We start from the raw sequence: 23,886 nt of genomic DNA, 5'->3' as shown, positions 1-23,886 counted from the left end.
ACATGGCGCAGGGGAATTTAAGATATTACTACAACCGCCTGAACATTGGGGAGAAGCTCATAGCCCTGAACGTGCTCGTGTTCATCGTGAACGGATTGGTGCCCTTTTTGTTGGGGCTGGACAAGAACAGTCTGGTCCAGTGGTTTGAGCTGCCCAAGGATTTTTTCGATTTTTTGCTGCAACCGTGGTCATTGGTCACCTATTCCTTTTTTCACGGCGGTTTTGGGCACCTTTTCTGGAACATGCTCCTCATTTATTTTGTGGGCCGGATCTTCCTGAATCTTTTTGATGCCCGGCGTTTTTTGAACGTGTACCTGCTCGGCGTTATTTTTGGCGGTCTGTTCTTTGTTCTTGGCTACAATATCTTTCCCGCCTTTTTTGGCCTAAATGCCTCGCTCATTGGGGCCTCGGCCGGAGCTTCGGCCATCTTGATCTTTGTGTGCACCTATATTCCCAATCAGGAGGTGCGCCTGATCTTTTTTAATGTAAAGTTGTGGTACATTGGTGCTTTTGTGGTCTTGGCGGACTTGATACAACTGCCCTACAGCGGCAATGCCGGCGGTCATTTGGCCCATTTGGGCGGGGCCCTGTTGGGCTATTGGTACGCCCGGCAACTGCTCCTGGGAACCGATATCGGTGCCGGCTTTTCCAAAATGGTGGATGGCGTCCTGAACCTGTTCAGCAAATCCAACAAAAAGGCGCCCATGAAGACGGTGTACCGCAACCGGGCGGCGCCCGACCAATCGCGGGGCAAGGCCGATTACGACAAACAGAGCCGCCAAAAGCGCATAGATGCCATTTTGGACAAGATCAGTAAGTCTGGCTATGAAAGTTTGAGCAAGGCGGAAAAGGACTTTCTTTTCAAAGCGGGTAAGGAACAGTAGGCCTATGATGTACAAAATGTTCCTACGGGTGCTTAACCTGTTTCGTGCCATAGCTGCGGTTTTGTTGCTCCTGGCCTGTGGAGCTCCCCACACGGGTTTTGCGGAGTTTGCTTTCTTGGGCCTGGCCGTGCCCTTATTGGTCATATTGAACATTCTTTCTGTGGTCTATTGGTTGTTTGTTGAGCGAAAACTGGCCTGGCTCAACATGATTGCCCTTGTGCTTGGGTATTGGTCTTTGGGCACCTTTGTGAAATTTGGCCGTGAGGTTAACACCGTCCCTTCCGAAGGTCTCTCGGTAATGAGCTTCAATGTGCAGGCTTTTGGAATGTTTGAAAGAAAGGAGAGCTTGAATCTTCCGGATGATATTGCCGCCTTTGTTAAGGAGGAAGATCCGGACATCATCGGGTTACAGGAATTTAGCAGGGTGTATCACACAAAATTTTCCCATTATCCCTTCAAGAGCTTAACGGCTTATTCCGAAGGTAGGAATACCCAGGCCATTTTTTCTAAATACCCCATTGTGGGCGAGGGGTCCCTGAGGTTGCCGGATACGAGCAATAATGCCATTTACGCAGATGTGCTTTACCAAGGAGATACCCTTAGGATTTACAACATTCACTTGCAGTCCCTAGCCATAAGGCCCGGTAGCATTAAACGAGAGCAATCGACAAAATTGTTTGGCCGTTTACGGTATTCCTTCACCCAACAACAGGAGCAGGCGCAAATCATCAGAGATCATGCCAATGCCTCGCCCTACCCGGTGGTGTTCTGTGCGGACATGAACAACAATCAGTTTTCCCGTGCGTACCACCTCTTAAAGGGAAACAAGAACGATTCCTTTATGGAAAAGGGAAGGGGATACGGGCGTACCCTTAGTTTTTCGATATTGCCCTTTAGGATCGATTTTATATTGGCCGACCCCAAATTTGAGGTGCTTTCCCATAAAAACTATGCCATTGGCCTATCTGACCACGAACCCGTGATGGCCTTACTGAGACTGGGCGGCAATAAATAGGCAGTCTGCCCGATCGGCAACCATGTGCAGCAAAAAGGCAAGGCCCCAGAGCCGGCCCCATTTGGGCACAAGTAAGAGAAGGTAAACCCCCATGGCCCAGTAGGTGTGCAAGGGGTGGGAGCCAATACTGCACCTATTGGCATCAAAAACGGGATCGGCCAAGAGGTGGTCCAGGTCCAAAACAATGCCCGCCAACAGAATCAGTGCCGCGCGGGGCCATTGCCTGCCGTAAAACACCAACGCTATGATGACCGGGACAAGGAAGTGGATGCCGTAATGAACAAAAAAACGCAGCATGAACCTAGTTTTTTGCCAATGCCCCAAGATAGGCCAAAGTATCCGGACCCAGGTTGAAAAGAGCGTCCAAAATGCTCAAATTGGAAAGAAAGCCATGGCGATCCCCAAAGACCTGAACATATTCCGGTGCCCTAAATGAACTGGGCCCTTTGGCGTTTACCCATTCCCTTTTATCGGTATATTGGGGCAGCTCCTGTTCGTAGCTGGTGGTCCGTTCCTGGGGAAAGGGAATTTGGAGACAATCGCAGACCAGGGCAATGCTCCCTAGGTTCAGGTCCAACAGGCCGTGATGCCTTTGGGAGAAAAAGGGTTTTAGGTCGTCTTCGTAAAATTCAAAAAATGGAGAGGTGCGGTAGGCCGTTTCCAGGGTGCGCCAGTGTTGGCGCTGCCAATTGTAGGTATTGTCCACCATCACGTTTTTGTACCGTTGCCTCCCTGTGGGGCTTCCCACGTGCACAATGGGTATGCTAAGCCTGTGCTTGCCCCGGTCCGTGGCAATATGGGTGCGGTTTCTAAAGGTCTGTTTCTGGAAATTGTCTTGGGTTTCCCAAATCACGTCTCCCTGGGCTATTCGTGCAAAACTCTGCAGGGAGGGAAAATAGGTGGGGTGCAAAACGGTCATCGCGTCATTTTTTGTGTTGATCGGGGGTGCCTTGCCCTGGGGGCGGAGTTCAAGGTTCAGGGCATCAGGCCTGCCGGGCCCTTCTTCTTTTCCACAACCAGCTTCCCACAAAATAGAGGCCCAGCACCACCAAAAAGGGGAGGAGGTAGGAACGGGACGTGCCCTCCCCGTTCACGGTGGTAAAAAAGCGGTCCCACCTGGGTTTCCATTGGGCCACGCCCTGGGTGAAGTTGTCAAAGCTCATCCAAATGAAAATTGGGGTGCCCACAATGTGGTCTTCCGGCACATAGCCCCAGGTTCTGCTGTCCTCGGATTGGTCCCTGTTGTCTCCCATCATCCAATAGTAGTCCTGTTTAAAGGTGTATGTGTCCGTGACCTCCCCGTTTATGCTGATCTGGTTTCCGGATACGCTGAGCGTATTGCCCTCATATTCCCGGATGATTTTCTTGTAGTAGGGAAGGGTGTTCAGATCCAATGCCACGGTGGCCCCTTGCTGCGGAATGTAAATGGGTCCCAACTGGCTGTTGTTGGAGGGGTGCTCCGGATGTTGGGGAAACCCTTGCCCCACCCCCTTGGGCACAATGGCCTGGACCACGGAGTCTATTTCGGCGCTGTTGCGCAATTGGGTCACCATGTCGTCCGTCAAGGCCACCATGCGCTGGCGATCGGTAATTTCCTTTAGGGATAGCCTATACTTTCTTATGACATCTGCGGGAATGCCCGATGACTTGGTGCCCAGTATGATCTGATTGTCGTCCGTTTGGCGAAATCCGGTGAGGTATTTGTTCAGCGCCTGGGCCTGTTCTTGGTTTATGGGAGGGGAGAGGTACTTCCGTTCAAAATCGGCCACCCCCAATTTTTGGAGCAGTCGGGAAGAGACCCCTTTGGAACTGTACACGGTGTAAATCCATTGCGGTTTGGCACTCCCCGGAAGCTCTAGGCGGCTGCCGTTCACCCAAACCCGGCCATCGCGAACCTCCAAGGAATCTCCCGGGAGGCCCACACAGCGTTTTACGTAGTTCGATTTTTTGTCTATGGGCTTGTCCACTCCCTTTTCCTTCTTAAAGAACACCCTGACCGTATCTGCCGGCCAACTGAAGACCACGATATCACTGCGGTCCACCTTGGTGAATCCGGGCAATCTAAAATAGGGCAACTGGGGCTTTTTTAGATAAGAGCGTACCCCTAAAATGGGAAGGGTGTCGTGCACCATCGGGGCTGCCACGGTGGTCATGGGTGTGCGTGCCCCATAGTGGAACTTGCTCACAAAAAGGAAATCGCCCACCCTGAGGGTCCTTTCCAAAGAGCCGGTGGGGATCACGTAGGGCTGTATAAAATAGGTGTGCACCAGCGTGGCCGCCACCACGGCAAAGACAATGGAACTGATCCACTCGCCCATGGCCGTGGCCGGATGTAGGCTTCGGTCCTTGATGTGCTCCACGTCCAGGGCATAGTTCACATAATAAATATAGAAGCCCAGGGTGAGCATGACCAACCAACTTTCGGCAGCGCTGTTCCTGCCAAAACTCCGTATGGTCTCGATCCAGATCACCGGGAACATCATTAGATTGATGATCGGAATGAACAAAAGAACCACCCACCACTTGGGGCGGTTAATGATCTGCATCAATACTATGGCATTGTAAACGGGTACGGCCGCCTCCCAGGCCTTTCTACCTGCCTTGACGTACAGTTTCCAAGTTCCCAAAAAATGGACTACCTGCACCAGCAGTATAAAAATGATCCATTGTGTACCGTTCATGATAAGCGTTGTTTAGGGTGTGTAGGTTCACCGAATTCTTGTGCGCATTAGACGCAGCTATCTGTAATCGTTACTGTTTTTAACCCAGGTTTAACACATCGCGCATGCCAAAAACACCTGTTTTTCCCAATATCCATTCGGCAGCGATGACGGCGCCGAGGGCAAATCCGGTCCTGTTATGGGCCTTGTGTTCAATGGATATGTTGTCTATGGCACTTTTATAGGTCACCGTGTGTGTACCAGGGGTGTCCCCAATTCTCTTGGAGCTAATGGTGAGCCGGTCTTGCAGGTCCTGGTCCAGTACCCAACCTTTTTTGTTGGAATGGGCCAAGATGCCCTCGGCAAGGGTAATGGCCGTGCCACTTGGGGCGTCCAATTTTTGTGTGTGGTGGATCTCCTCGATGGCGGCAGTGTACTCAGGTGCCTTGGCCATCATTTTGGCCAGGTGTTCGTTGAGCTCAAAAAAGAGGTTCACGCCCAAGCTGAAATTACTGGCATAGATAAAGGCCCCCTTGTGTTGTTCACATAGGGAGACGGCCCTGTCATAGTCTTTTAACCAGCCGGTGGTGCCACAGATCACGGGCACCCCATGGGCAAAACAGCCCGATAGGTTGGCGTAGGCCGCCTCCGGGGTGCTAAAGTCAATGGCCACGTCCATATTGCCGTAATCGGGGGCGGCACTCTCCATATCAATTTTGGCAACAATCCGGTGTCCGCGTTCTTGGGCAATGCCCTCGATCATCCTTCCCATTTTTCCGTATCCAAAAAGTGCAATGTTCATGGTTGCCAGTTGGTTTTTTAGCTTGGGCTTACCAAAAAGCCCCAAGGGGTTCTTTAAAATTTTACCGTTACGGCCATCCCATAGTTGGCCCTATTGGTTATGGGGTCAAGGTCCAGTACGGGTTCCAGGTCAAAGGCCAGGTTATTGTCTATGTTAAACTGTTTCAGATGGGCATCCACATTGGCATCTATGATGTTAAGGGCATACATGGCAATGGAAATAACCAGCCAAAGGTCCCGGTCGCGCTGAAAACGTTCCTGTTGGTTCTCCAGCTTGCTCAGGTCAAAATCCGGAAAAATCCCGTCATTGTTTATATCAAAGAATTCATCGTCCGTGAAACCGGCCTGTCTTCTTTTAAAGGCCGTTCGGAATCGGTTGTAGTTATCATTGTTCCACATATAAATGGCCACACTGCCGCCGATCACGCCCCACACAATGGGCGCTTTCCAATATCTTTTGTTGTAGATCTGTCCCAGTCCCGGCAAAACGGCGCTATAGAAGGCAGCCTTGCTGGGTGCCAAGGGGTTCAGCACCGGTTTTTTCTGAAGTAGGGAATCCTGGAAAACCACATTGTTCTCCCTCAAGGTGGTGGCCAGGCTGTCCTGTTCCGTTTCCGGTGCCTCCGGAACCTGCCCGTGTCCGCCCACAACAACAAACAGCAATATTGCACATATGGAGAGCAGCCTATGCACCCGTGATCAATTTTTTGATGCGTTCAAGGTCTGCCTTGGTGGCAAAGGGAATGGTGATCCTGCCCTTGCCCTTGCCCGATGTTTTGATGTCCACTTTGGCAGACAAGTGCTCCGAAAGTCTTTCAATGCCCTCCCTGATGTGGGGTTCCGTGGCGCTGCTCTTTTTCTTGCGGGGTGGCGCAGCCTCCTTGCCCCCTTCTTGGTAGGCCTTGACCGCTTTTTCGGTCTCGCGCACCGAAAGGTTTTCCCCCACAATTTTTTCGTAAAGGGCAAGTTGGTGCTCGCGAAGTTCCACGTTTACCAGCGCACGGCCGTGGCCCATGCTCAAAAAACCGTCCCGCATTCCGGTTTGTATAATGGGGTCCAGTTTTAGCAGCCTCAGGTAATTGGCTATGGTAGATCGTTTCTTGCCCACGCGATCGCTCAATCGTTCTTGGGTTAGATTGATCTCATCAATGAGGCGCTGGTAAGATAGGGCAATTTCAATGGGGTCAAGGTCCTGTCTTTGAATGTTCTCCACCAGGGCCATTTCCAGTGACTCCTGGTCGTTGGCAATGCGTATGTAGGCGGGTATGGTGTCCAGGCCCACCAACTTTGAAGCTCGGAAACGCCGCTCGCCCGAGACCAATTGGTACTGGTTAAACCCTAGTTTGCGTACGGTAATGGGCTGTATGACACCCAGTTCCTTTATGGAAGTGGCCAGCTCGGCAAGGGCGGTGTCATTGAAATTGCTCCTGGGCTGAAAGGGGTTTTCCTCTATATGTTGCAGGTCCAACTCAATGATGTTGCCCACAACCTTGTCGGCGTTCTTGTCCGATGCAGATTGGATGTCGTTCTCGGGGTCTTTGAGCAAAGCGGATAAACCTCTGCCCAAGGCTTGTTTTTTGGTTGCTTTTGCCATGTTCAGACCGTTTGCTGATTTTTCTTGACCACCTCATTGGCCAAATTCAAATAGTTGGTGGCGCCTTTGCTGGAAGCGTCATATTTAATGATGCTCTGCCCGTAGCTGGGGGCTTCGCTAAGGCGCACATTGCGCTGTATGATGGTGTCAAAGACCATATCGCCAAAATGTTTTCTCACCTCTTCCACCACTTGGTTGCTGAGTCGTAACCTGGAGTCGTACATGGTCAGGAGCATCCCTTCAATGTCCAGTTCCGGATTGTGAATGCGCTGCACGCTCTTTATGGTATTGAGGAGTTTGCCCAGGCCTTCCAGGGCAAAGTACTCGCACTGTATGGGGATCATCACGGAGTCTGCAGCGGTCAGGGCATTTAGGGTGAGCAGGCCCAAGGAGGGCGCACAATCAATGAGCACATAGTCATACTCCCCGCGAAGATCGGCAATGGCCTGTTTCATCATGTACTCCCGCTTGTCCTTGTCCACCAATTCTATCTCAATGGCCACGAGGTCTATATGGGAGGGAATGAGGTCCACGTTGGGCGAGGTGGTGGCCACAATGGTCTCTTTGGCGCTCTTGGTGTGTTCCAATAACTGGTAGGTGCCCAAGGAAACCTGCTCCACATCAATGCCAAGACCGGAGGTGGCATTGGCCTGTGGGTCCGCGTCTATCAAGAGCACTTTTTTCTCAAGTACGCCCAAAGAGGCTGCGAGGTTCACCGTGGTGGTGGTTTTTCCCACACCACCTTTTTGGTTTGCTATTGCAATTATCTTGCCCATAAATCATTCATCTGTTCGTTGGTAAAAATACAATTATTTGCGGGGCTGGGGAAAGGATTTTGTTAACACTGGCCAAATGGGGCCTTGGGTAAAGGCGGGTTCCCGTATTTTGTTTGAGGTCGGTGCGCATTGGAGTGCGCGCGCCACTGGTTTTCCTGCCATGGTGGGCCCAGCCACGGCCCTTGCCCCTTCGGTGCGCCCAACGTGCTCGGTGGGTCCTTTAGGGGGCTTATGCCTTGGCCCTACTCATTCGGGTCTGGCGGAAGACTGTCCTTGTACTCTATTAAGTAGATTTCCTCATTTTTCTTTTTAAGGTAGTACGCTTCCCTGGCAAACTTTTCCAGTTCTTTTTCATCGGATAGCTTCTCCATGATCTTGCGGTCCTTTTCTATTTCGGTTCTCAGGTGGTTTTTGGTCTGTTCCAGGTGGTCTATTTCCTGTTGCAGCTCTCTCTGGATCAAGTAGGAGTTGGTGTCAAAAAAAAGCATCCAAACAACGAACAGGGTCAGCACCACCACGTAGAGGTTGGTAAAAAACTTGAACCATTTTCTCTGTCTTAGTTCCTTGAGGCCCATGGGGTCAATTTATTTTATCGTTGATGATGGTCCTTACAATTTCCACGGCAACGGTATTGTAATGGTTGTTGGGTATGATGATGTCTGCATATGCCTTGGTGGGCTCTATGAACTGTTCGTGCATGGGCTTTATGACCGTTTGATATTTCTCCAGGGTTTCATCCAGGTCCCAGCCCCTTTCGTTCACGTCGCGCTTCAGCCTTCGTATCAACCTTTCGTCCGCATCGGCGTGCACAAAGATTTTGATGTCGCACATTTCGCGGATGCTGGCGTTGGTAAGGATCAGTATCCCCTCCACGATCATCACCTTTCTGGGATGGGTGGGAATGGTCTTTTGTGTCCTGTTGCATTCCAGGAACGAATAGACGGGCTGTTCAATGGAAGCCCCGTTCTTTAGCTGCCCCAAGTGGGCTTCCAAAAGCTTGAAATCAATGCTCTTGGGATGGTCAAAATTGGTTTTTCTGCGCTCTTCCAGCGTCAGGTGCGAGAGGTCGTTGTAATAGGAATCTTGGTTGATGACCCCTACCTCCTCCCTGGGCAGTTCATTGATGATCTGATTTACCACGGTGGTCTTTCCGCATCCGGTGCCGCCCGCGATCCCTATGATGAGCATGTTTCTAATTTTAAACAAAAATACATATTTGGGGCACACTTTGGTTGTCTTCGCAAAAATGGGCGTCTTGTGGTCCAAAGACCCGCGAATAGCGTTAGTTTTGCAAAATGGTCCAAGAGAACGCCAAGCCCGGTTTTGAGTTTATTGCCCTTATGGCCTCTTTGATGTCCATGGTGGCCCTGGCCATTGATGCCCTACTGCCCGCTGTGGCAAACATTGGTTTGGCCGTGAACAGTTTGGACCCCACCACCAACCAGCTATTGATCATCATGATTTTTTTGGGACTGGGCGTGGGGCAGTTGTTCTTTGGCCCCTTGTCTGACAGTTTGGGGAGAAAACCCATTGTTTACCTAGGTTTTGCCCTGTTTGCGGTGGCCAGTCTATTGTGCGTTTTTGCCCCCAACATGGAGGTCATGTTGGTGGGAAGGGTCTTGCAGGGCATTGGCCTATCGGCCGCAAGGACCATTAGCATCTCCATTATACGCGATACTTTTTATGGGGATTATATGGCGCGCATCATGTCCTTCGTCACCGCGTTCTTCATTCTGGTGCCCATTGTGGCCCCTGCCTTTGGTAAGGCCGTTATGGGGGTTTGGGGCTGGGAGGGCATTTTTTATGTGCAGCTCTTTTTTGCACTGCTCATTGCCCTATGGTTTTGGAAACGACAGCCGGAGACCCTGCGGCCCCAATACAAGGTGCCGTTTTCCTTTCGGGTCTTTGTAAGGGGCACCAAGGAAATTTTCAAGCATCGGGAAACGGTGTCTTGCACGTTTATATCCGGTTTGATCACCGGATCTTTCCTGGTGTACCTCAGTTCTGCACAGCACGTCTTCGAAGATCTTTATGGCTTGGCGGACACTTTTCCCTTGGTCTTTGCAGGATTGGCCATTTCCATTGGGTTTTCCACCCTGATGAACGGCACCTTGGTGATGCGGTTTGGGATGCGCAACCTGTCCTTTGCCGCTTTGTTGGCCTATGCGGCCATTGCCCTGTCTTACGCCCTGGTTTTTTGGAATGCGCCAGACCCGGGGCTTGCGGTGCTCCTGGGCGTTCTGTCCATGCTCTTTTTGTGTCTAGGGTTCATTTGGGGCAACATGCGGTCCATAGCCATGGAGCCCATTGGGCACATTGCGGGAATTGGGGCGGCCATTACAGGCTTTATATCCACCATCATCTCCATTCCGATCTCCATTTTCATAGGCAGTTTTGTGGAGGAGACCGTTTGGCCCCTTTTTGCCGGGCTGGGCTTTAGTGGATTGCTCTCCGTTCTGTTGTTTCTAGCGTTTACATCGCGGCCCATTTTTGCCAGGAACCGGGTGTGCAACCGTTAGTCCGTTGCTTTTTTTTTCTTGCTCTTTGCCCCTGTTTTTATCCCCGTACGAGGTGTTGAATGATCCTTATGCCGGTGCAGCCCCCAATAAAATCAAGACGGTGCCGATTGGGGCACGGCCATGGCCGTGCTTATTGGGCAAAAAGGGGCGATGCGAACGTTTTGCAGGGTTTTTGCAATGGTTGTTAAGGCGCTGTCTGGGGTCAAAAAAAAGACCGCACAGTGGCCTTGGGGGCGCTGCGCGGTCTTTTGGATCAATGATATTGGGAGGCCTACAGTACCTCGTCCATGATTTGCTGTACCACCTCGGGATTCAACAGGGTGCTGGTATCTCCCAGGTTGGAGGTATCGTTGCTTGCTATTTTTCGAAGGATGCGCCGCATGATCTTTCCGCTCCTTGTTTTGGGCAGGCCGGGCACAAACTGGATCTTGTCCAATTTGGCAATGGGTCCAATGTGCTCCGTGATCTGTTGGTTGATCTCGCGCCTAAGGTTGTCCCGATCGCGCCCTTCCCCAGTTTCCTTGAGAATGACAAATCCGTAGAGGGCATTCCCCTTTACGTCATGTGGAAAGCCCACTATGGCAGATTCGGCCACCGCGGGGTGCTCGTTGATGGAGTCCTCAATGGGGGCGGTGCCCAGGTTGTGGCCGGAGACAATGATCACATCATCCACACGCCCCGTTATCCTGTAATAGCCCACGGCGTCGCGCAGGGCTCCGTCGCCGGTGAAATACATGTCCTTGAAGGCAGAAAAATAGGTGTCCTTGAAGCGTTGGTGGTCTCCCCAGATGGTGCGCGCCACGGACGGCCAAGGGTATTTTATACAGAGTCTGCCGCTCACCTGGTTGCCCTTTATTTCCTTGCCTTCCCCATCCATCAGCGCGGGCTGTATGCCAATAAATGGAAGGGTGGCGTAGGTGGGCGTGGTGGGGGTCACATAGGGGATGGGGGTGATCATGATGCCGCCCGTTTCGGTTTGCCACCAGGTATCCACAATGGGGCTCATGTTTTTGCCCACATTGTTGTTGTACCAGTGCCAGGCCTCTTCATTGATGGGTTCTCCCACGGAGCCCAGAACCTTTAGGCTGCTCAGGTCATATTTTTCCACATAGTCCAGATTTTCTTTGGCCAATGCCCTGATGGCCGTGGGAGCCGTATAGAACTGGGTAATTTTGTGTTTTTCCACCACCTGCCAGAACCGTCCGTAATCCGGATGGGAGGGCACCCCTTCGAACATGACCGTGGTGGCCCCGTTGGCCAGCGGACCGTACACAATATAGGAGTGGCCGGTGATCCATCCAATATCGGCGGTGCACCAAAAAATGTCGCCTTCCCGATATTGGAACACGTTTTTAAAGGTATAGGCCGTATATACCATATAGCCGGCAATGGTGTGCACCATTCCCTTTGGTTTTCCGGTAGATCCGGACGTGTACAGAATAAAAAGGGGGTCTTCGGCATCCATCACCTCGGCCACACAATCTGCATAGGCATCGTCCATCAAGGGCTGCAACCAGTGGTCGCGGCCTTCCTTCATGGTCACCTTGCCGTTGATCCGGTTTACCACCAATACGGATGTTACCCCCGGGCAATCTTCCAAGGCCTTGTCCACAATGCTTTTAAGGTCAATGGTCTTTCCGCCCCGGTAAGACCCGTCCGAGGTGATCACCATCTTACAGTCCGAATCATTGATACGGGTGGCCAGGGCATTGGAGGAGAATCCTGCAAACACCACGGAATGGATGGCCCCTATGCGGGCGCAGGCCAGCAGGGAAACCGCCAGTTCTGGAATCATGGGGAGGTAAATACAGACCCTGTCGCCTTTTTTTATGCCCTGCTCCAGAAATACGTTGGCCATGCGGCACACCTTTTCGTGCAATTGGCGGTAGGTGATGTGCTGTGCGGCTTCCTTGGGGTCGTTGGGCTCAAAGAGAATGGCCGTTTTTTCGCCCCTGGTGGGCAAATGGCGGTCCAGACAGTTTTCCGTGATGTTCAGTTTGGCACCCTCAAACCATTTAATTTCGGGTTTTTCAAAATCCCACGTCAGTACATTGTCCCATCGCCGGCGCCATACAAAATGCTCCTCGGCCATTTCTTCCCAGAACGATTCGGGATTTCTTACGGACTTGCGGTACACCTGGTAATACTCCTCTAAATGTTTAATGTGGTAGTTGCTCATATCAAAAACGTTTCATCTTTTTGGAAGGGTTCAAAAACAAGCTTTAAAAATACGGAATTTAGTGGTTTACCGCTTCACCGGCACCCATGGGAATCCTAATGTCTTCCACGATCTCCTGCACTTCCTTGGGGGGAGGTGGCGTAAACTGCATGACGGCAATGGAAACCACAAAATTGGCCACCATGGCCACGCTGCCAAAGCCCTCAGGGGATATGCCCCACCACCAGTCTGCTTCGCTGCCACCGCCAAACATATCGAACTTAAACTTGCACATGTAAAAAAGCATGGACAAAATGCCCACCACCATCCCGGCAATGGCGCCTTCCTTGTTCATCTTTTTGTAAAAAATACCCAAAACAATGGCCGGGAAGAACGAGGCGGCGGCAAGGCCAAAGGCCAAGGCCACCACGGCGGCCACGAACCCTGGGGGGTTAATGCCAAAATAGCCCGCAATGACCACGGCAAACGTGGCGGCAATTCGGGCTGCCCAAAGCTCACCTTTCTCTGAAATATTGGGGTTGAACACTTTCTTGATGAGGTCGTGGGACACCGAGGCCGAGATGACCAGCAACAGCCCTGCCGCAGTGGACAGGGCAGCGGCCAGGCCGCCCGCAGCCACCAGGGCAATGACCCAGGGGGGCAAATTGGCAATTTCAGGGTTGGCCAACACCATAATGTCATTGTCTATGGTAAGCTCATTTTCCTCCCTATTGGCCACATACTTGATTTTTCCGTCGTTGTTTTTGTCCTCAAAGGTCAAAAGCCCCGTCTTTTCCCAATTTTTGAACCAAACGGGCATGCTGTCATAGGGGGCATTGCTCACCGTGCTCAGAAGGTTAGTTTTGGCAAACACGGAAACGGCGGGCGCGGTGGTGTAAAGTATGGCGATGAGCAAGAGCGCCAGACCTGCCGATTTCCGGGCATCCCTTACCCGCTTTACCGTAAAGAAGCGCACAATGACATGGGGCAGTCCCGCGGTTCCCACCATAAGGGCCAGGGTAATGGCAAATATGTCCACGGTGGATTTTTTGCCCTCGGTATAGGCGTCAAAGCCCAGCTCGGTGCTGAGGCCGTCCAGTTTGTCCAACAAATACGTGCCGGAGCCGTCTTTCAGCATAGATCCCATGCCCAATTGGGGCACGGGGTTTCCGGTCATTTGGATGGAAATGAAAATGGCGGGCACCATAAAGGCAAAAATGAGCACGCAATATTGGGCCACCTGGGTGTAGGTGATGCCCTTCATCCCGCCCAAAACGGCATAAAAAAGCACAATGACCATGCCTATGACCACCCCGGTATTGATATCCACCTCCAGAAAGCGGGAAAACACCACGCCCACGCCGCGCATTTGCCCGGCCACGTAGGTAAAGGAAACGATGAGGGCGCAGAGCACCGCCACAATGCGTGCCGTTTTGGAATAGTACCGATCGCCAATGAAGTCCGGCACGGTAAATTTGCCAAATTTTCTTAGGTACGGGGCCAGTAACAGGGCCAGGAGCACATAGCCGCCCGTCCATCCCATGAGATAAACGGAGCCATCATACCCCGCAAAGGAGATGATTCCGGCCATGGAGATGAAAGAGGCCGCGGACATCCAGTCTGCGGCAGTGGCCATGCCGTTGGCCCAAGGGGATACCCCGCCGCCGGCCACATAAAAGTCTTTGGTGGACCCTGCACGGGACCAAATGGCAATGCCTATGTAAAGGGCAAAGGTGATGCCCACAAGCAGATACGTCCAGGTTTGTACGGTCATTGTTGTAATGGTTTTGGTGTTTAAATCATGGGATTGGGCAGGTAAGCATAGGTGTCATGCTTCATCATAACCGTATTTCTTGTCCAGTTTGTTCATCAACCTTACATAGACAAAGATGAGGATGACAAAAACGTAGATGGAACCCTGTTGCGCAAACCAAAACCCCAGTTTAAAGCCACCAATGGAGATGGTGTCCAGGGCCTCCTTGAAGAGAATGCCGGCACCGTAGGAGACCAGAAACCAGATGAGGAGCAAGATGATGAGGTAGCCAAGATTTTCCTTCCAGTAGGCCGTGGCCTTTTTTTGTGTATCGGACATTGTTTTTTTTATAGGTGGATAAGTTAGTTAAAATTGCCCAGTTCGGGAAAATGGACCACGCCGCTGCAAGAATCCCTTTCCGCACCGGTCACGGATCGAAGCACATTGGTTTCCCCCGCCAAGCGCAGGGCCCCCATCAGGGCAAAGATCAGTGCTTCTTTGTAGTCAATGAGCGTTTTGGACGGAACCACCACTTCGGTCCTTGCACCCAGTTTTTCCCTCAGCGTGCTTATTAAAAATCCGTTCAGGGCGCCGCCCCCGGTTACCAGCATGCGCTGTAGGTCCTTTGTGCGGTATTTTTCCAGCTGTAGGGCGATCTGGTCGCAGATATGGTGCACCGTGGTGTGCAAAAGGTTTTCCATGCGGTCTGGCGTAGTGTCCAACAAAGGCACCACCTCATCTGTGAACCACTCGTACCCCGTGGATTTTGGAAAGGGCAGTTGGTAGTACGCCAAGGCGTTCAGTTTTTCCAACAAAGGTGCGTTTACACGGCCAGAGGCGGCCAAATTGCCGTTCTCGTCGTACTCCAGATCAATTTTGCGCGTAAGATGGTTCAGCGCCATATTGGCCAGACCAATGTCATAGGCCACGCGCCTGCCCTCCATTTCAAAGGAGATGTTGCTTATGCCCCCCAGATTGAGACACTGGTCGTATTCCGAAAAAAACAATCGGTCGCCAATGGGTACCAGCGGAGCTCCTTGTCCGCCCAAAGCCACATCATTGGTCCTGAAATCGCATACCACCCGATTCCCGGAGGTGTTGGCCAGATGCTGGCCAGATCCCAACTGAAAGGTGAGCCCTTGTTCCGGCCTGTGGTGCACGGTATGGCCGTGACTGGCAATGGCATCCACTTGTAGCTTGTGCTTTTGCAAAAAATCCTTGCTCTGCCGGCCCAACCAGGTGCCATAGCTGTTGTGAAACTGCAGCAGTTCTTCGGAAGGCAGTTCAATGGCGTGCTTTAACCGGGACCGCATCCCTTTTGGGTAGGTTCGGCTTTCGGACTGCAAAATTTCAAATGTCCACTGGTCTTGTTTTTTCCAAATGTGGCAATAACAGAGGTCCAGCCCATCCAGGGAGGTTCCGGACATGAGCCCCAGTATGTTAAATGTTTTGGTATGCTCCATGGTTACAGTGCTAGTGTTATGGGTAGTTTGCCCTTTGCCGGTATTGCCCCCAAATAATGTTCGTGGGCCACGGCCCGGAAAGGTTCAAATTCTTGATAGGCCAAAACGGTGGCCACGGTGCCCCGGATCTTGAACAGGCGCAGGGCATAGGGGTTGCCAAAATGGTAGAGCACCACTTGCTTTTGTTGCAGCAGGGCGTTTATGCCCTTGATCTCGGCCCTGGTAAAACCAAAGTCATTGTTGGGCTTTACCCTGGGCGGGGTAAGGTTCAGGAGTAGGTGTTCTTCATTTTTGGCCCGGGCCAGAAGTTGGTCCAGGTGTGCCGCGATCTGTGCGTCCGTATCGCCGTCCTTTCTGCGGAAATCAAGGGTGTGCACCTTGTTTTCGCGAAACCGGGCAATGGCCGCTTCCGATCCGGTGAGCAGGGTAAGCACCTCTTTGGCTATTTTCCGGTTCAGGGCGTCCGTTTGGGCCACGCGTTCCTTGATCCCGGGGATGGGCACAGGCCCATTTTCGCTGTTCCGGTTCACGAACACACGCTCCTTTAGCCTCCAAATGCGCTCAAAGGATGCCTGAAGTTGTTTGGGCCCACTGCGGTTTACAATGGTATTTATGCCTTCCACCACATGCTCGGCAAAGCAAAGGATATCGTTCCCGGCATCAAAGGCCAACCACTCCAGTTCGCCGGGTTTCGGGTAGTGCTTGGACACCGCGTGCATGTTAAGGGCATCGGATATCACCAAGCCCTGGAACCCCATTTCTTTTCGGAGCACTCCCTTGATGATGTCTTTGTTGATGCTGGAAGGAACGGAAGGTTCTTGTGTTAGGGCGGGTACCGACAAATGTCCCACCATAACGGCCTCCACCCCATTTGCTATCAGCTCTTTAAAGGGGTACAGCTCATGCTGCACCAGCGCTGTTTTGGCCTTTTTTATGACGGGCAGCCCAAGGTGGGAATCCGTTGCCGTATCCCCATGTCCTGGAAAATGCTTGATGCTGCAGGGCACGCCTTCCAGCTGCATGCCTTCCACATAGGCCCTTGCTTTTTGGGCAACGGCTTCCCTATCATCGCCAAAGGCACGGTAGCCAATGACCGGATTGTTGGCATCGGTGTTGATGTCCACCACGGGAGAGAGGTTCCAGTGCAGACCGGCCCACTTGCAGTCCTGGGCAATGCGTTGGCCCACCTCACGGATCAGCTGTTCTTGGCCCTGCAGGGCCCCCAAGGTAATGGCGTAGGGATACCGAGGGGTGTTTTCAATGCGCATGGCCAGGCCCCATTCGGCATCAATGGCCATGAGCAAGGGATATTTACTTGTTTTTTGATATCTGGTGATGAGCTTTTTCAGGGTATGTAAACTGCTTTCATTGCGCACCACCTCCTTTTTTCCCTCAAAATTGGTGGCGGCACTGGCGCGGGAATGAAAAAAGCACAGGCCGCCCACGTGGTGGTCGCGAATCAGTGCCTCCAGTTGCCGTATCTGGGCCTCGGTATCGTTTATGAAGGCGGCGGGCATAAAGAGCTGGCCCGCTTTCTCCTTGTTGCCCAACGTGCTGTTGGCCTCTTCAAAAGGTGGAAGACTACTCTCCATCATCGTTCGTTTTTTTTCCAAATTCCGCCGGATACTCAAGATACTTCAACAAGAAAAAGGCGGGCAGTGCCGCAATGACCACCCATATAAAAAATCCGTCATAGCCCAGCCATTCCTGCATATAGCCGCTGATCATGCCGGGCAACATCATGCCCAGTGCCATAAATCCCGTGGCTATGGCGTAGTGCGATGTTTTGGATTTTCCCTCTACAATGTAGATAAGGTACATTAAGAAGGCGGCAAACCCAAAGCCGTACCCAAATTTCTCAAAAATCACGGTCGCGGTCACGGCCACGATATGGGTGGTCTTGGTCGCGGCCAGGACGGCATAAAGGACATTGGGCACGTTAAGGGACAAAATCATGGGAAGCATCCATTTTTTAAGGCCATCCCGCGAAATCAGGATACCGCCCAGAATACCACCAATGGAGAGCATGATCACCCCCACGGTGCCAAAGAGCACGCCCAATTCTTGGGTGGAATAGCCCAGACCGCCCTCTTCTGCGGAGTCCAATAGAAAGGGCGCTGCCATTTTTACCAATTGGGACTCGCCCAGGCGGTAGGTAAGGATAAAGGCCAGGGCAATGCCGATCTGTGGTTTTTGGAAAAAAGTGCGGAACACCTCCAGAAAGCCTTTGGGCCTTTGGGTGGCAATGGCCCCGGAGGTCTCGTATTTTGGCGCCGCGAAAAAGTTGGACACGGTGAGGGCCAGCATCAAGAAGGCGGCGGCCGTCATGGTCATGCTCCATGCCTTGGTATTGTCTCCGTACTTTTGTTCCAGGAACCCGGCAAAAAAGACAATGAGCCCTTCTCCGGTGACCATGGCCAAACGGTAAAAGGTGCTGCGCATGCCCACAAAGAAGGACTGTTTTTTTTCTGTGAGACCGATCATATAATACCCGTCCGAGGCAATGTCATTGGTGGCAGAGGCAAAGGCCGCCATCCAAAAACAGGCCAGGGTGGTCACAAAGAACATGTTGGTGGGGATGCTGAGCCCCACCCCGAAAAGGGCCAGGGCAATGATGGCCTGCATTCCCAAGAACCATTTTCGTTTGGTGCTCTTTAGGTCCACAAAGGGGCTCCATAAAGGTTTCAGCACCCAGGGGAGGTACAACCAAGAGGTATAAAGGCCTATGTCTGCATTGGACACGCCCAATTGTTTGTACATGATCACGGAAACGGTGACCACCATGACGTAGGGCAGACCTTGGGTAAAATAGAGAATGGGCACCCAGACCCAAGCCCCTTTATCTTTTTTTATCATTGTTGGTCAGTTGTTTGGTGGTTAGTACCAGGGGCGGCACCTCACGCCCATAGCGGTCCAAAAATCCCACGGCCATGGACCTGCCGCGCCAGGCTTCCACGGGGATGCACACCCGGTTCGATTCAATTTTGGCCCGGTGCACCAGTTTTCTGATGGAATTGGTCTTGCGCCCCTTTTTGCCCGAGCGATAGAACAGGGCGGTGGTGAGGCCTTTGGCCCCATCCAAAAGCAAAGAAACACTGTCCTTTTCCCTTATGGCGCGGACCACTTTGGGGGTGGTCAAGGGCAGGTCTGCCGCCACCGGCATGGAAGGCGTAAGGGCCGGATACTTGTAAAACTTCCGTTTAAGGTAGGCTACCACATCTGGATTATGGTTCATCAGGGATTTGGCGCTGAACAGGATGTTGCCGCCCACTTGGGGGGTTTCCCTTGCCAGGGCTATCTGGTTGGGCAGCTCTTTCTTTTTGGACCACGCACCGTCTGCATTGTTGCGCACTTTATAGGCGCCATTGCCCATATAGATGTTGGTGTTTGGTGAATGGTTGGCCCACCATTTTAAAATGGTCCGGTGGGAGGCCACGGGCAGGTCCATGCTCCAATAGGCCTGGGGCGCAATATAGTCCAGCCATCCCTGTTCCATCCATAGAAGGGGGTCTGCATAAAGATCATCATAATTGGTCTGGCCGGCTTGGGTGTCCGATCCGCGGGGATCAGTGCTCTTGTTCTTCCATACCCCAAAAGGGCTTATGCCAAACTGTACCCATGGTTTGGTGTCTTTAATGGTTTGGTGCACGCCCTTGACCAGGGAGTCCACATTGCTGCGGCGCCAATCTTCCAGGGACTGCCCCTGTACCGCATAGTGGTTGAAGTCCACACTGTCCCGCAGCGTTTCGCCTTGAATTTTATAGGGGTAAAAATAATCGTCAAAGTGTACGGCGTCTATGTTGTACTTGGCCACCACCTCGGCAATGATCTGGTTGAACTTTTTCCTTACCGCCGGAATGCCGGGATTGTAGTAATACTTGTTCCCGTATCTTACCATCCATTCGGGATGCATGAAGTAGTCATGGTTGGGGCTCAAGGTTTCGGTCTTAAGATCAAAGGTGGCCCGGTAGGGGTTGAACCAGGCGTGGAACTCCATGCCCCTTTCATGGGTCTTTTGCACCATCCAGGCCAAAGGATCCTCCTCCCAGGCCGGCGCCCGCCCCTCCTTGCCCGTGAGATAGCGGGACCACGGGGCCAGGTCCGTGGGGTAAAAGGCGTCCCCGGCCGCCCTTACCTGTACAATGAGCGCATTGTAGTTCAGCTCCTGGTAAAAGTCCAGGATGTCCAGAAAATCGGCCTTTTGCTTGGCAGCGCTGTCGTTTCCGTCCTTGGGCCAATCAATGTTTACCACCGTGGCCACCCAAGCTCCCCTAAACTCCCTTTTGGGACTGTGTTTGTCCCGTTTATGGGCGCTGCAGCCCGTTAGGAGGGCAAGTGCTAAAAGAAGAAGGTATCTTGGCATAGGGAAAGGAAAAAAGGCCTATTCATAACTAAAATAGGCCTTTTTTTTTATGCTTTGGAATTTATTTGAACTTATGTCTCACAAAAGCTTCCATGGCCGCGTAAGAGGCCATGCCCAGTGCCTTGTACCTATTGGCAGTGTCACGGTTCCTTTCTTCGGCGCGCATCCAAAATTCCCTACTGTCGTCCCCTTGGAACATGACCCCATCCTTCTGGGATTGGTGGCAGAAAATGGCGTTTCTCTTTTTTAGGACTTGGCTTGGGCTCATGGGCACGGCCATTTCAATTTCATTGATGTCCCACTCGTGCCAAGCCCCCCGATACAGCCATAGCCAACAATCTTCCATGAAAGGTTCATCAAGAAGGCGTTGCATGGACTCAAATACCGCATCCAGGCATACCTTGTGGGTACCGTGTGGGTCCGCCAGATCGCCCGCAGCATAGACCTGGTGCGGTTTTATGCTCCGGATAAGGTCCATCATGAGCTTTATGTCCTCTTCGGAAAGTGGTTTCTTTTTTACGGTACCCGTCTCGTAAAAGGGTAGGTCCAGGAAGTGCACGTTCTTGTCCTCCAGGCCCATGTAGCGTGTGGCCGCGTAAGATTCAGAGCGTCTAATGTTGCCCTTGAGCTTTCGTACTTCCGGAGAATCCACCGTATTGTCCTCTTTGGCGTCAAGGGCCTCCAAAATCTTTTTTCCTTCTTGTGATGGGTTTACGGACTGTGCTATTTCGGCATGTTTTCTGGCATCGCCATCGGAAACGGCAATGTTACCGGATGTCTGGTAGGCAACGTGCACCTCATGGCCCTGCTCCACCAACCTGTTAAAGGTTCCGCCCATGGATATGACGTCGTCATCCGGGTGGGGGCTAAAGATGATGACCCGTTTTTTGGCCGGTTCTGCCCGTTCCGGTCTATGGGTGTCATCTGCCTTGGGTTTACCGCCCGGCCATCCGGTGATGGTGTGCTGTAGCCTGTTGAACATTTTTATGTTGAGGTCGTAAGAATCGTACATGGTGAGCAGGTCTGCCATGCCGTGGTCATTATAGTCCTTGTCCGTAAGGCTCAGCACGGGTTTTCCGGTGGTGCCGCACAACCAGACAATGGCCTTGGCAATGAGCTCGTCCGTCCATTCACAGCTTTCCACCAGCCAAGGGGTCTTGTTACGGGTAAGTTCGCTTCCCGCGGCCGTATCCAAGACAAAAGTACAGTTGCCGTGTTCCTGCAGATAGGTGGCGGGCACCTGTGAGGAGATTTTGCCCTCAATGGTTTTTTTGATGATGGCCGCCTTGTTCTGGCCCCACCCCAAAAGAACAATGCGTTTGGCTCTGCTCAGGGTGGCAATGCCCATGGTAATGGCCTTTCTGGGCACGTTGTCTATCCCCAAAAAGGCGGGGGCGGCATCCACACGAGTAATGTGGTCCAAAGTGATGATGCGGGTTCCGGAATTGACGTGCGACCCCGGTTCGTTGAACCCTATGTGCCCTGTTCTGCCTATGCCCAACAACTGGAAGTCCAGTCCGCCGTGATCTTTTATTTTTTTATCGTAGTCCAGGCAGTAGGCCACGACTTCTTCGCTTTCCAAGGTGCCATCCGGAATATGGATGTTTTCCGGCGCAATGTCCACATGGTCAAAAAGATGCTCGTGCATAAAGTAGTGGTAGCTCTGGAGGCTGCTTTTGGGCATGGGAAGGTATTCGTCCAGGTTAAAGGTAACCACATTGGCAAAGCTAAGGCCCTCTTCCTGGTGCATGCGTACCAGTTCCTCATATACCTTGATGGGGGAGGAGCCCGTGGCCAGCCCCAAGACACATTTTCTTCCCTGGGCCTGTTTTTTTCTGATCAGGGAGGCCATCTCTTCGGCCACGACCACCGAGGCCATATTGGAGTCCTCGAAGATCACATTGTGGATCTTTTCAAAGCGGGTTTCCTCAAATTGTCCTGCCGGTTTGTGGGCAATGCCCTTGTGCTGCTTCTCAATGTTGGTTTTCATACCGATTTCTACGTCCTTTTAGGGATTATGAAGTTAAAATTTCGTGCAAATATAAGCAAGACTTGGCTATTTATGCTGTTTGTTGCCATAAAATATGCTGTTTTTTGCTTTTATTGACAGATAATTCCTTTATTTAATCCAAAACGGTAAAAAATGGCATCCTGTATTTTTCATTATCTTTGCCCTTGGACATTTTTAATAAAAAGCTGACATGAGCATGTTAAAGGAAGAGCGGCAGCAGGCCATTTTGAACGAGGTGGAGCTGCACAACAGAATTTTGCTCACCGATGTGGCGGAAAGCCTGGACGTTTCCATAGATACCGTTCGCCGGGACGTAAAGGAGCTGGATGCGGAGAACAAGCTTAAGAAAGTTCACGGGGGCGCCATCTCCCTGGGCTTTACCACCAATAGCGCCCGCAATACCAATATCTATGCCCTAGAGGAGAAATCCGTCATTGCAAAAAAGGCCATAGGCATGCTGCGGGACGGAGCGGTATTTTTTTTGGACGGGGGCACCACCTGTCTGGAAATGGCCCGTTTGCTGCCCGATCATCTGAACCTCACTTGCTTTACCATAAGCCTCCCAGTGGCCATGGCGCTGAGCAACAAACCCAATGTCATGGTCATTGTGATCGGGGGGCAGATCACCAAGGAATCCCAAATTGCCATTGGTGCCAATGCGATACACACACTCTCCGAGATTAAGGTGGATTACGGCTTTATTGGCACGGGCTATGTGGATGCCGTGTACGGCTTAACGGAGTTCGACTGGGACATTGTGCAGATCAAAAAAGCGGTGATCAAGGCCTCCAAAAAAACCGTACTGTTGTCCATCTCGGAAAAACTCAATTCCCAACATAGGTACAAGACGTGCGACATTAACGCCATAAACACCATGATCACCGAATTGGAGCCCCGAGACGTATTGTTAAAAACCTTTCATAATCTAGATATCAATATCCTTTAATCCATGAAATACACCAAAATTACCGAAACCCCATCCCTTTACGATGACCTTGAGAAAATGGACACCACGGCCATCCTGATAAATATGAACAAGGAAGACCAAAAGGTGGCCCAGGCGGTTGCCAAGGTAATTCCCCAGATTACCCTTTTGGTGGATAAGTTGGCCGACCGTTTTTTGGCCGGCGGGCGCTTGTTCTACATTGGCGCGGGCACCAGTGGCCGACTCGGAATCTTGGATGCCTCGGAGATTCCGCCAACGTTTGGGATGTCCCATGACCGTGTCATTGGCCTCATAGCCGGCGGTGACACGGCCATACGGAAAGCGGTGGAGCGGGCAGAGGACCATACGGAGCAGGCCTGGAAGGATTTGATGGAGTATGATATTACCCCGCAGGATGTTATTGTGGGCATTGCGGCTTCCGGTACCACGCCCTATGTCCTGGGCGGACTCCAACAAGCCCGGAAGCACGGTAACCTTACGGCCTGTGTTACCAACAACCCGGGGTCTCCCATTACGGAAAACGCCGATATCCCCATAGCCGTGAACGTTGGCCCTGAATTTTTAACGGGCAGCACCCGGATGAAGAGCGGCACTTCCCAGAAATTGGTGCTCAATATGATCACCACGGCCCTGATGATCCGAATTGGCCGGGTAAAAGGGAACAAAATGGTGAACATGCAGTTGAGCAATGACAAACTCGTGGACCGGGGCACCCGCTACGTCATGGAAGGCTTGGGCCTGGATTACGCCGATGCCCAAAAATTGTTGCGCAAGCACGGTTCGGTAAAAAAGGCGGTGGAAGCGGGGAAGCGATAGGGGCTTTGTTTCATGGCCCCTCACCGTTAAAGGAAAACCTTATGGGCCAAATGTTCCAGTGTTCCAAAAAATATTTGATGGGCTAATTTTGTGGCCGATCCCACTTCATTTTTTGTGAAACAGGTAT

Annotated in this window: 22 protein-coding genes; 5 read left to right on the top strand and 17 right to left on the bottom strand. The window is 52.0% G+C overall.

Annotated features, from left to right (window positions below; genetic code table 11):
• Positions 1-2 precede the first annotated feature (2 nt).
• Entirely contained in the window at positions 3-884 is an 882-nt protein-coding gene (locus ACKWCC_RS03450) for a rhomboid family intramembrane serine protease (protein WP_413994577.1), read from the top strand.
• A 4-nt stretch (positions 885-888) separates the two neighbouring features.
• A complete protein-coding gene (locus ACKWCC_RS03445) occupies positions 889-1,899 on the top strand; it encodes an endonuclease/exonuclease/phosphatase family protein (protein WP_413994501.1) in 1,011 nt (336 codons plus the stop codon).
• On the opposite strand, the gene ACKWCC_RS03440 is transcribed toward ACKWCC_RS03445, so the two are convergent.
• The 9 genes from ACKWCC_RS03440 to udk all read right to left on the bottom strand — a co-directional run bounded on the left by ACKWCC_RS03440 (position 1,873) and on the right by udk (position 8,918).
• On the bottom strand, positions 1,873-2,196 hold the full coding sequence (locus tag ACKWCC_RS03440; RefSeq protein WP_413994500.1) for a DUF6122 family protein: 324 nt from the start codon (positions 2,194-2,196) through the stop codon (positions 1,873-1,875). The genes ACKWCC_RS03445 and ACKWCC_RS03440 overlap by 27 nt on opposite strands.
• A gap of 4 nt (positions 2,197-2,200) precedes the next feature.
• Positions 2,201-2,818: a WbqC family protein gene (locus tag ACKWCC_RS03435; RefSeq protein WP_413994499.1), complete on the bottom strand. Its 618-nt coding sequence runs from the start codon at positions 2,816-2,818 to the stop codon at positions 2,201-2,203.
• 64 nt (positions 2,819-2,882) lie between these two features.
• Positions 2,883-4,580, bottom strand: a complete 1,698-nt coding sequence (lepB, locus tag ACKWCC_RS03430) for a signal peptidase I (protein WP_413994498.1) — start codon at positions 4,578-4,580, stop codon at positions 2,883-2,885.
• 79 nt (positions 4,581-4,659) lie between these two features.
• A complete protein-coding gene (dapB, locus tag ACKWCC_RS03425; RefSeq protein WP_413994497.1) occupies positions 4,660-5,361 on the bottom strand; it encodes a 4-hydroxy-tetrahydrodipicolinate reductase in 702 nt (233 codons plus the stop codon).
• 53 nt (positions 5,362-5,414) lie between these two features.
• On the bottom strand, positions 5,415-6,023 hold the full coding sequence (locus ACKWCC_RS03420) for a DUF5683 domain-containing protein (RefSeq protein WP_413994496.1): 609 nt from the start codon (positions 6,021-6,023) through the stop codon (positions 5,415-5,417).
• 22 nt (positions 6,024-6,045) lie between these two features.
• On the bottom strand, positions 6,046-6,954 hold the full coding sequence (locus tag ACKWCC_RS03415; protein ID WP_413994495.1) for a ParB/RepB/Spo0J family partition protein: 909 nt from the start codon (positions 6,952-6,954) through the stop codon (positions 6,046-6,048).
• A 2-nt stretch (positions 6,955-6,956) separates the two neighbouring features.
• Positions 6,957-7,730 carry a ParA family protein gene (locus ACKWCC_RS03410; protein WP_413994494.1) on the bottom strand — a complete coding sequence of 258 codons (774 nt, stop codon included), beginning with the start codon at positions 7,728-7,730 and terminating at the stop codon, positions 6,957-6,959.
• A 242-nt stretch (positions 7,731-7,972) separates the two neighbouring features.
• The gene (locus tag ACKWCC_RS03405) at positions 7,973-8,305 is read right to left on the bottom strand and encodes an FtsB family cell division protein (protein WP_413994493.1); all 333 of its coding nucleotides are present in this window, start codon (positions 8,303-8,305) and stop codon (positions 7,973-7,975) included.
• A gap of 4 nt (positions 8,306-8,309) precedes the next feature.
• A complete protein-coding gene (gene udk / locus ACKWCC_RS03400; protein WP_413994576.1) occupies positions 8,310-8,918 on the bottom strand; it encodes a uridine kinase in 609 nt (202 codons plus the stop codon).
• Between the two features lie 107 nt (positions 8,919-9,025).
• On the opposite strand from udk, the gene ACKWCC_RS03395 reads away from it, so the two are divergent.
• Positions 9,026-10,249, top strand: a complete 1,224-nt coding sequence (locus ACKWCC_RS03395) for a multidrug effflux MFS transporter (RefSeq protein WP_413994492.1) — start codon at positions 9,026-9,028, stop codon at positions 10,247-10,249.
• A gap of 271 nt (positions 10,250-10,520) precedes the next feature.
• Here the strand turns inward: ACKWCC_RS03395 and acs are convergent, their stop codons facing one another.
• The 8 genes from acs to nagB all read right to left on the bottom strand — a co-directional run bounded on the left by acs (position 10,521) and on the right by nagB (position 21,976).
• Positions 10,521-12,428, bottom strand: coding sequence for an acetate--CoA ligase (acs, locus tag ACKWCC_RS03390; protein ID WP_413994491.1), 1,908 nt, complete (start codon positions 12,426-12,428; stop codon positions 10,521-10,523).
• Positions 12,429-12,486: 58 nt separating this feature from the next.
• On the bottom strand, positions 12,487-14,181 hold the full coding sequence (locus tag ACKWCC_RS03385; RefSeq protein ID WP_413994490.1) for a sodium:solute symporter family protein: 1,695 nt from the start codon (positions 14,179-14,181) through the stop codon (positions 12,487-12,489).
• Between the two features lie 54 nt (positions 14,182-14,235).
• Complete coding sequence (locus ACKWCC_RS03380; protein WP_413994489.1) at positions 14,236-14,499, bottom strand: DUF4212 domain-containing protein; 264 nt, start codon at positions 14,497-14,499, stop codon at positions 14,236-14,238.
• A 23-nt stretch (positions 14,500-14,522) separates the two neighbouring features.
• Complete coding sequence (locus ACKWCC_RS03375) at positions 14,523-15,623, bottom strand: anhydro-N-acetylmuramic acid kinase (protein ID WP_413994488.1); 1,101 nt, start codon at positions 15,621-15,623, stop codon at positions 14,523-14,525.
• Positions 15,624-15,625: 2 nt separating this feature from the next.
• Complete coding sequence (locus tag ACKWCC_RS03370) at positions 15,626-17,218, bottom strand: glycoside hydrolase family 3 protein (protein ID WP_413994487.1); 1,593 nt, start codon at positions 17,216-17,218, stop codon at positions 15,626-15,628.
• Entirely contained in the window at positions 17,205-18,479 is a 1,275-nt protein-coding gene (locus tag ACKWCC_RS03365; RefSeq protein ID WP_413994486.1) for an MFS transporter, read from the bottom strand. The genes ACKWCC_RS03370 and ACKWCC_RS03365 overlap by 14 nt, the downstream gene beginning before the upstream one ends.
• Positions 18,463-19,986: a glycoside hydrolase family 10 protein gene (locus tag ACKWCC_RS03360; RefSeq protein ID WP_413994485.1), complete on the bottom strand. Its 1,524-nt coding sequence runs from the start codon at positions 19,984-19,986 to the stop codon at positions 18,463-18,465. The genes ACKWCC_RS03365 and ACKWCC_RS03360 overlap by 17 nt, the downstream gene beginning before the upstream one ends.
• A gap of 61 nt (positions 19,987-20,047) precedes the next feature.
• Positions 20,048-21,976, bottom strand: coding sequence for a glucosamine-6-phosphate deaminase (gene nagB, locus ACKWCC_RS03355; RefSeq protein WP_413994484.1), 1,929 nt, complete (start codon positions 21,974-21,976; stop codon positions 20,048-20,050).
• 217 nt (positions 21,977-22,193) lie between these two features.
• On the opposite strand from nagB, the gene ACKWCC_RS03350 reads away from it, so the two are divergent.
• Both ACKWCC_RS03350 and murQ read left to right on the top strand, forming a co-directional pair.
• Positions 22,194-22,943 (top strand): DeoR/GlpR family DNA-binding transcription regulator, encoded by a 750-nt coding sequence (locus tag ACKWCC_RS03350; RefSeq protein ID WP_413994575.1) that lies wholly within the window; start codon positions 22,194-22,196, stop codon positions 22,941-22,943.
• A 3-nt stretch (positions 22,944-22,946) separates the two neighbouring features.
• A complete protein-coding gene (gene murQ, locus ACKWCC_RS03345; RefSeq protein WP_413994483.1) occupies positions 22,947-23,759 on the top strand; it encodes an N-acetylmuramic acid 6-phosphate etherase in 813 nt (270 codons plus the stop codon).
• The last annotated feature ends 127 nt before the right edge of the window (positions 23,760-23,886 follow it).

Origin of the sequence: Maribacter aquimarinus (assembly GCF_047345505.1) — a bacterium.
Lineage (GTDB): Bacteria > Bacteroidota > Bacteroidia > Flavobacteriales > Flavobacteriaceae > Maribacter.
The sequence above is the reverse complement of the archived record's forward strand: the minus strand, read 5'-3'. Positions and strand labels throughout refer to the sequence as shown.

Coding starts and splice junctions, on each gene's coding strand:
- ACKWCC_RS03450 (WP_413994577.1), top strand. CDS start 3: ATGGCGCAGGGGAATTTAAGATATTACTACAACCGCCTGAACATTGGG.
- ACKWCC_RS03445 (WP_413994501.1), top strand. CDS start 889: ATGATGTACAAAATGTTCCTACGGGTGCTTAACCTGTTTCGTGCCATA.
- ACKWCC_RS03440 (WP_413994500.1), bottom strand. CDS start 2,196: ATGCTGCGTTTTTTTGTTCATTACGGCATCCACTTCCTTGTCCCGGTC.
- ACKWCC_RS03435 (WP_413994499.1), bottom strand. CDS start 2,818: ATGACCGTTTTGCACCCCACCTATTTTCCCTCCCTGCAGAGTTTTGCA.
- lepB (WP_413994498.1), bottom strand. CDS start 4,580: ATGAACGGTACACAATGGATCATTTTTATACTGCTGGTGCAGGTAGTC.
- dapB (WP_413994497.1), bottom strand. CDS start 5,361: ATGAACATTGCACTTTTTGGATACGGAAAAATGGGAAGGATGATCGAG.
- ACKWCC_RS03415 (WP_413994495.1), bottom strand. CDS start 6,954: ATGGCAAAAGCAACCAAAAAACAAGCCTTGGGCAGAGGTTTATCCGCT.
- ACKWCC_RS03410 (WP_413994494.1), bottom strand. CDS start 7,730: ATGGGCAAGATAATTGCAATAGCAAACCAAAAAGGTGGTGTGGGAAAA.
- ACKWCC_RS03405 (WP_413994493.1), bottom strand. CDS start 8,305: ATGGGCCTCAAGGAACTAAGACAGAGAAAATGGTTCAAGTTTTTTACC.
- udk (WP_413994576.1), bottom strand. CDS start 8,918: ATGCTCATCATAGGGATCGCGGGCGGCACCGGATGCGGAAAGACCACC.
- ACKWCC_RS03395 (WP_413994492.1), top strand. CDS start 9,026: ATGGTCCAAGAGAACGCCAAGCCCGGTTTTGAGTTTATTGCCCTTATG.
- acs (WP_413994491.1), bottom strand. CDS start 12,428: ATGAGCAACTACCACATTAAACATTTAGAGGAGTATTACCAGGTGTAC.
- ACKWCC_RS03385 (WP_413994490.1), bottom strand. CDS start 14,181: ATGACCGTACAAACCTGGACGTATCTGCTTGTGGGCATCACCTTTGCC.
- ACKWCC_RS03380 (WP_413994489.1), bottom strand. CDS start 14,499: ATGTCCGATACACAAAAAAAGGCCACGGCCTACTGGAAGGAAAATCTT.
- ACKWCC_RS03375 (WP_413994488.1), bottom strand. CDS start 15,623: ATGGAGCATACCAAAACATTTAACATACTGGGGCTCATGTCCGGAACC.
- ACKWCC_RS03370 (WP_413994487.1), bottom strand. CDS start 17,218: ATGATGGAGAGTAGTCTTCCACCTTTTGAAGAGGCCAACAGCACGTTG.
- ACKWCC_RS03365 (WP_413994486.1), bottom strand. CDS start 18,479: ATGATAAAAAAAGATAAAGGGGCTTGGGTCTGGGTGCCCATTCTCTAT.
- ACKWCC_RS03360 (WP_413994485.1), bottom strand. CDS start 19,986: ATGCCAAGATACCTTCTTCTTTTAGCACTTGCCCTCCTAACGGGCTGC.
- nagB (WP_413994484.1), bottom strand. CDS start 21,976: ATGAAAACCAACATTGAGAAGCAGCACAAGGGCATTGCCCACAAACCG.
- ACKWCC_RS03350 (WP_413994575.1), top strand. CDS start 22,194: ATGTTAAAGGAAGAGCGGCAGCAGGCCATTTTGAACGAGGTGGAGCTG.
- murQ (WP_413994483.1), top strand. CDS start 22,947: ATGAAATACACCAAAATTACCGAAACCCCATCCCTTTACGATGACCTT.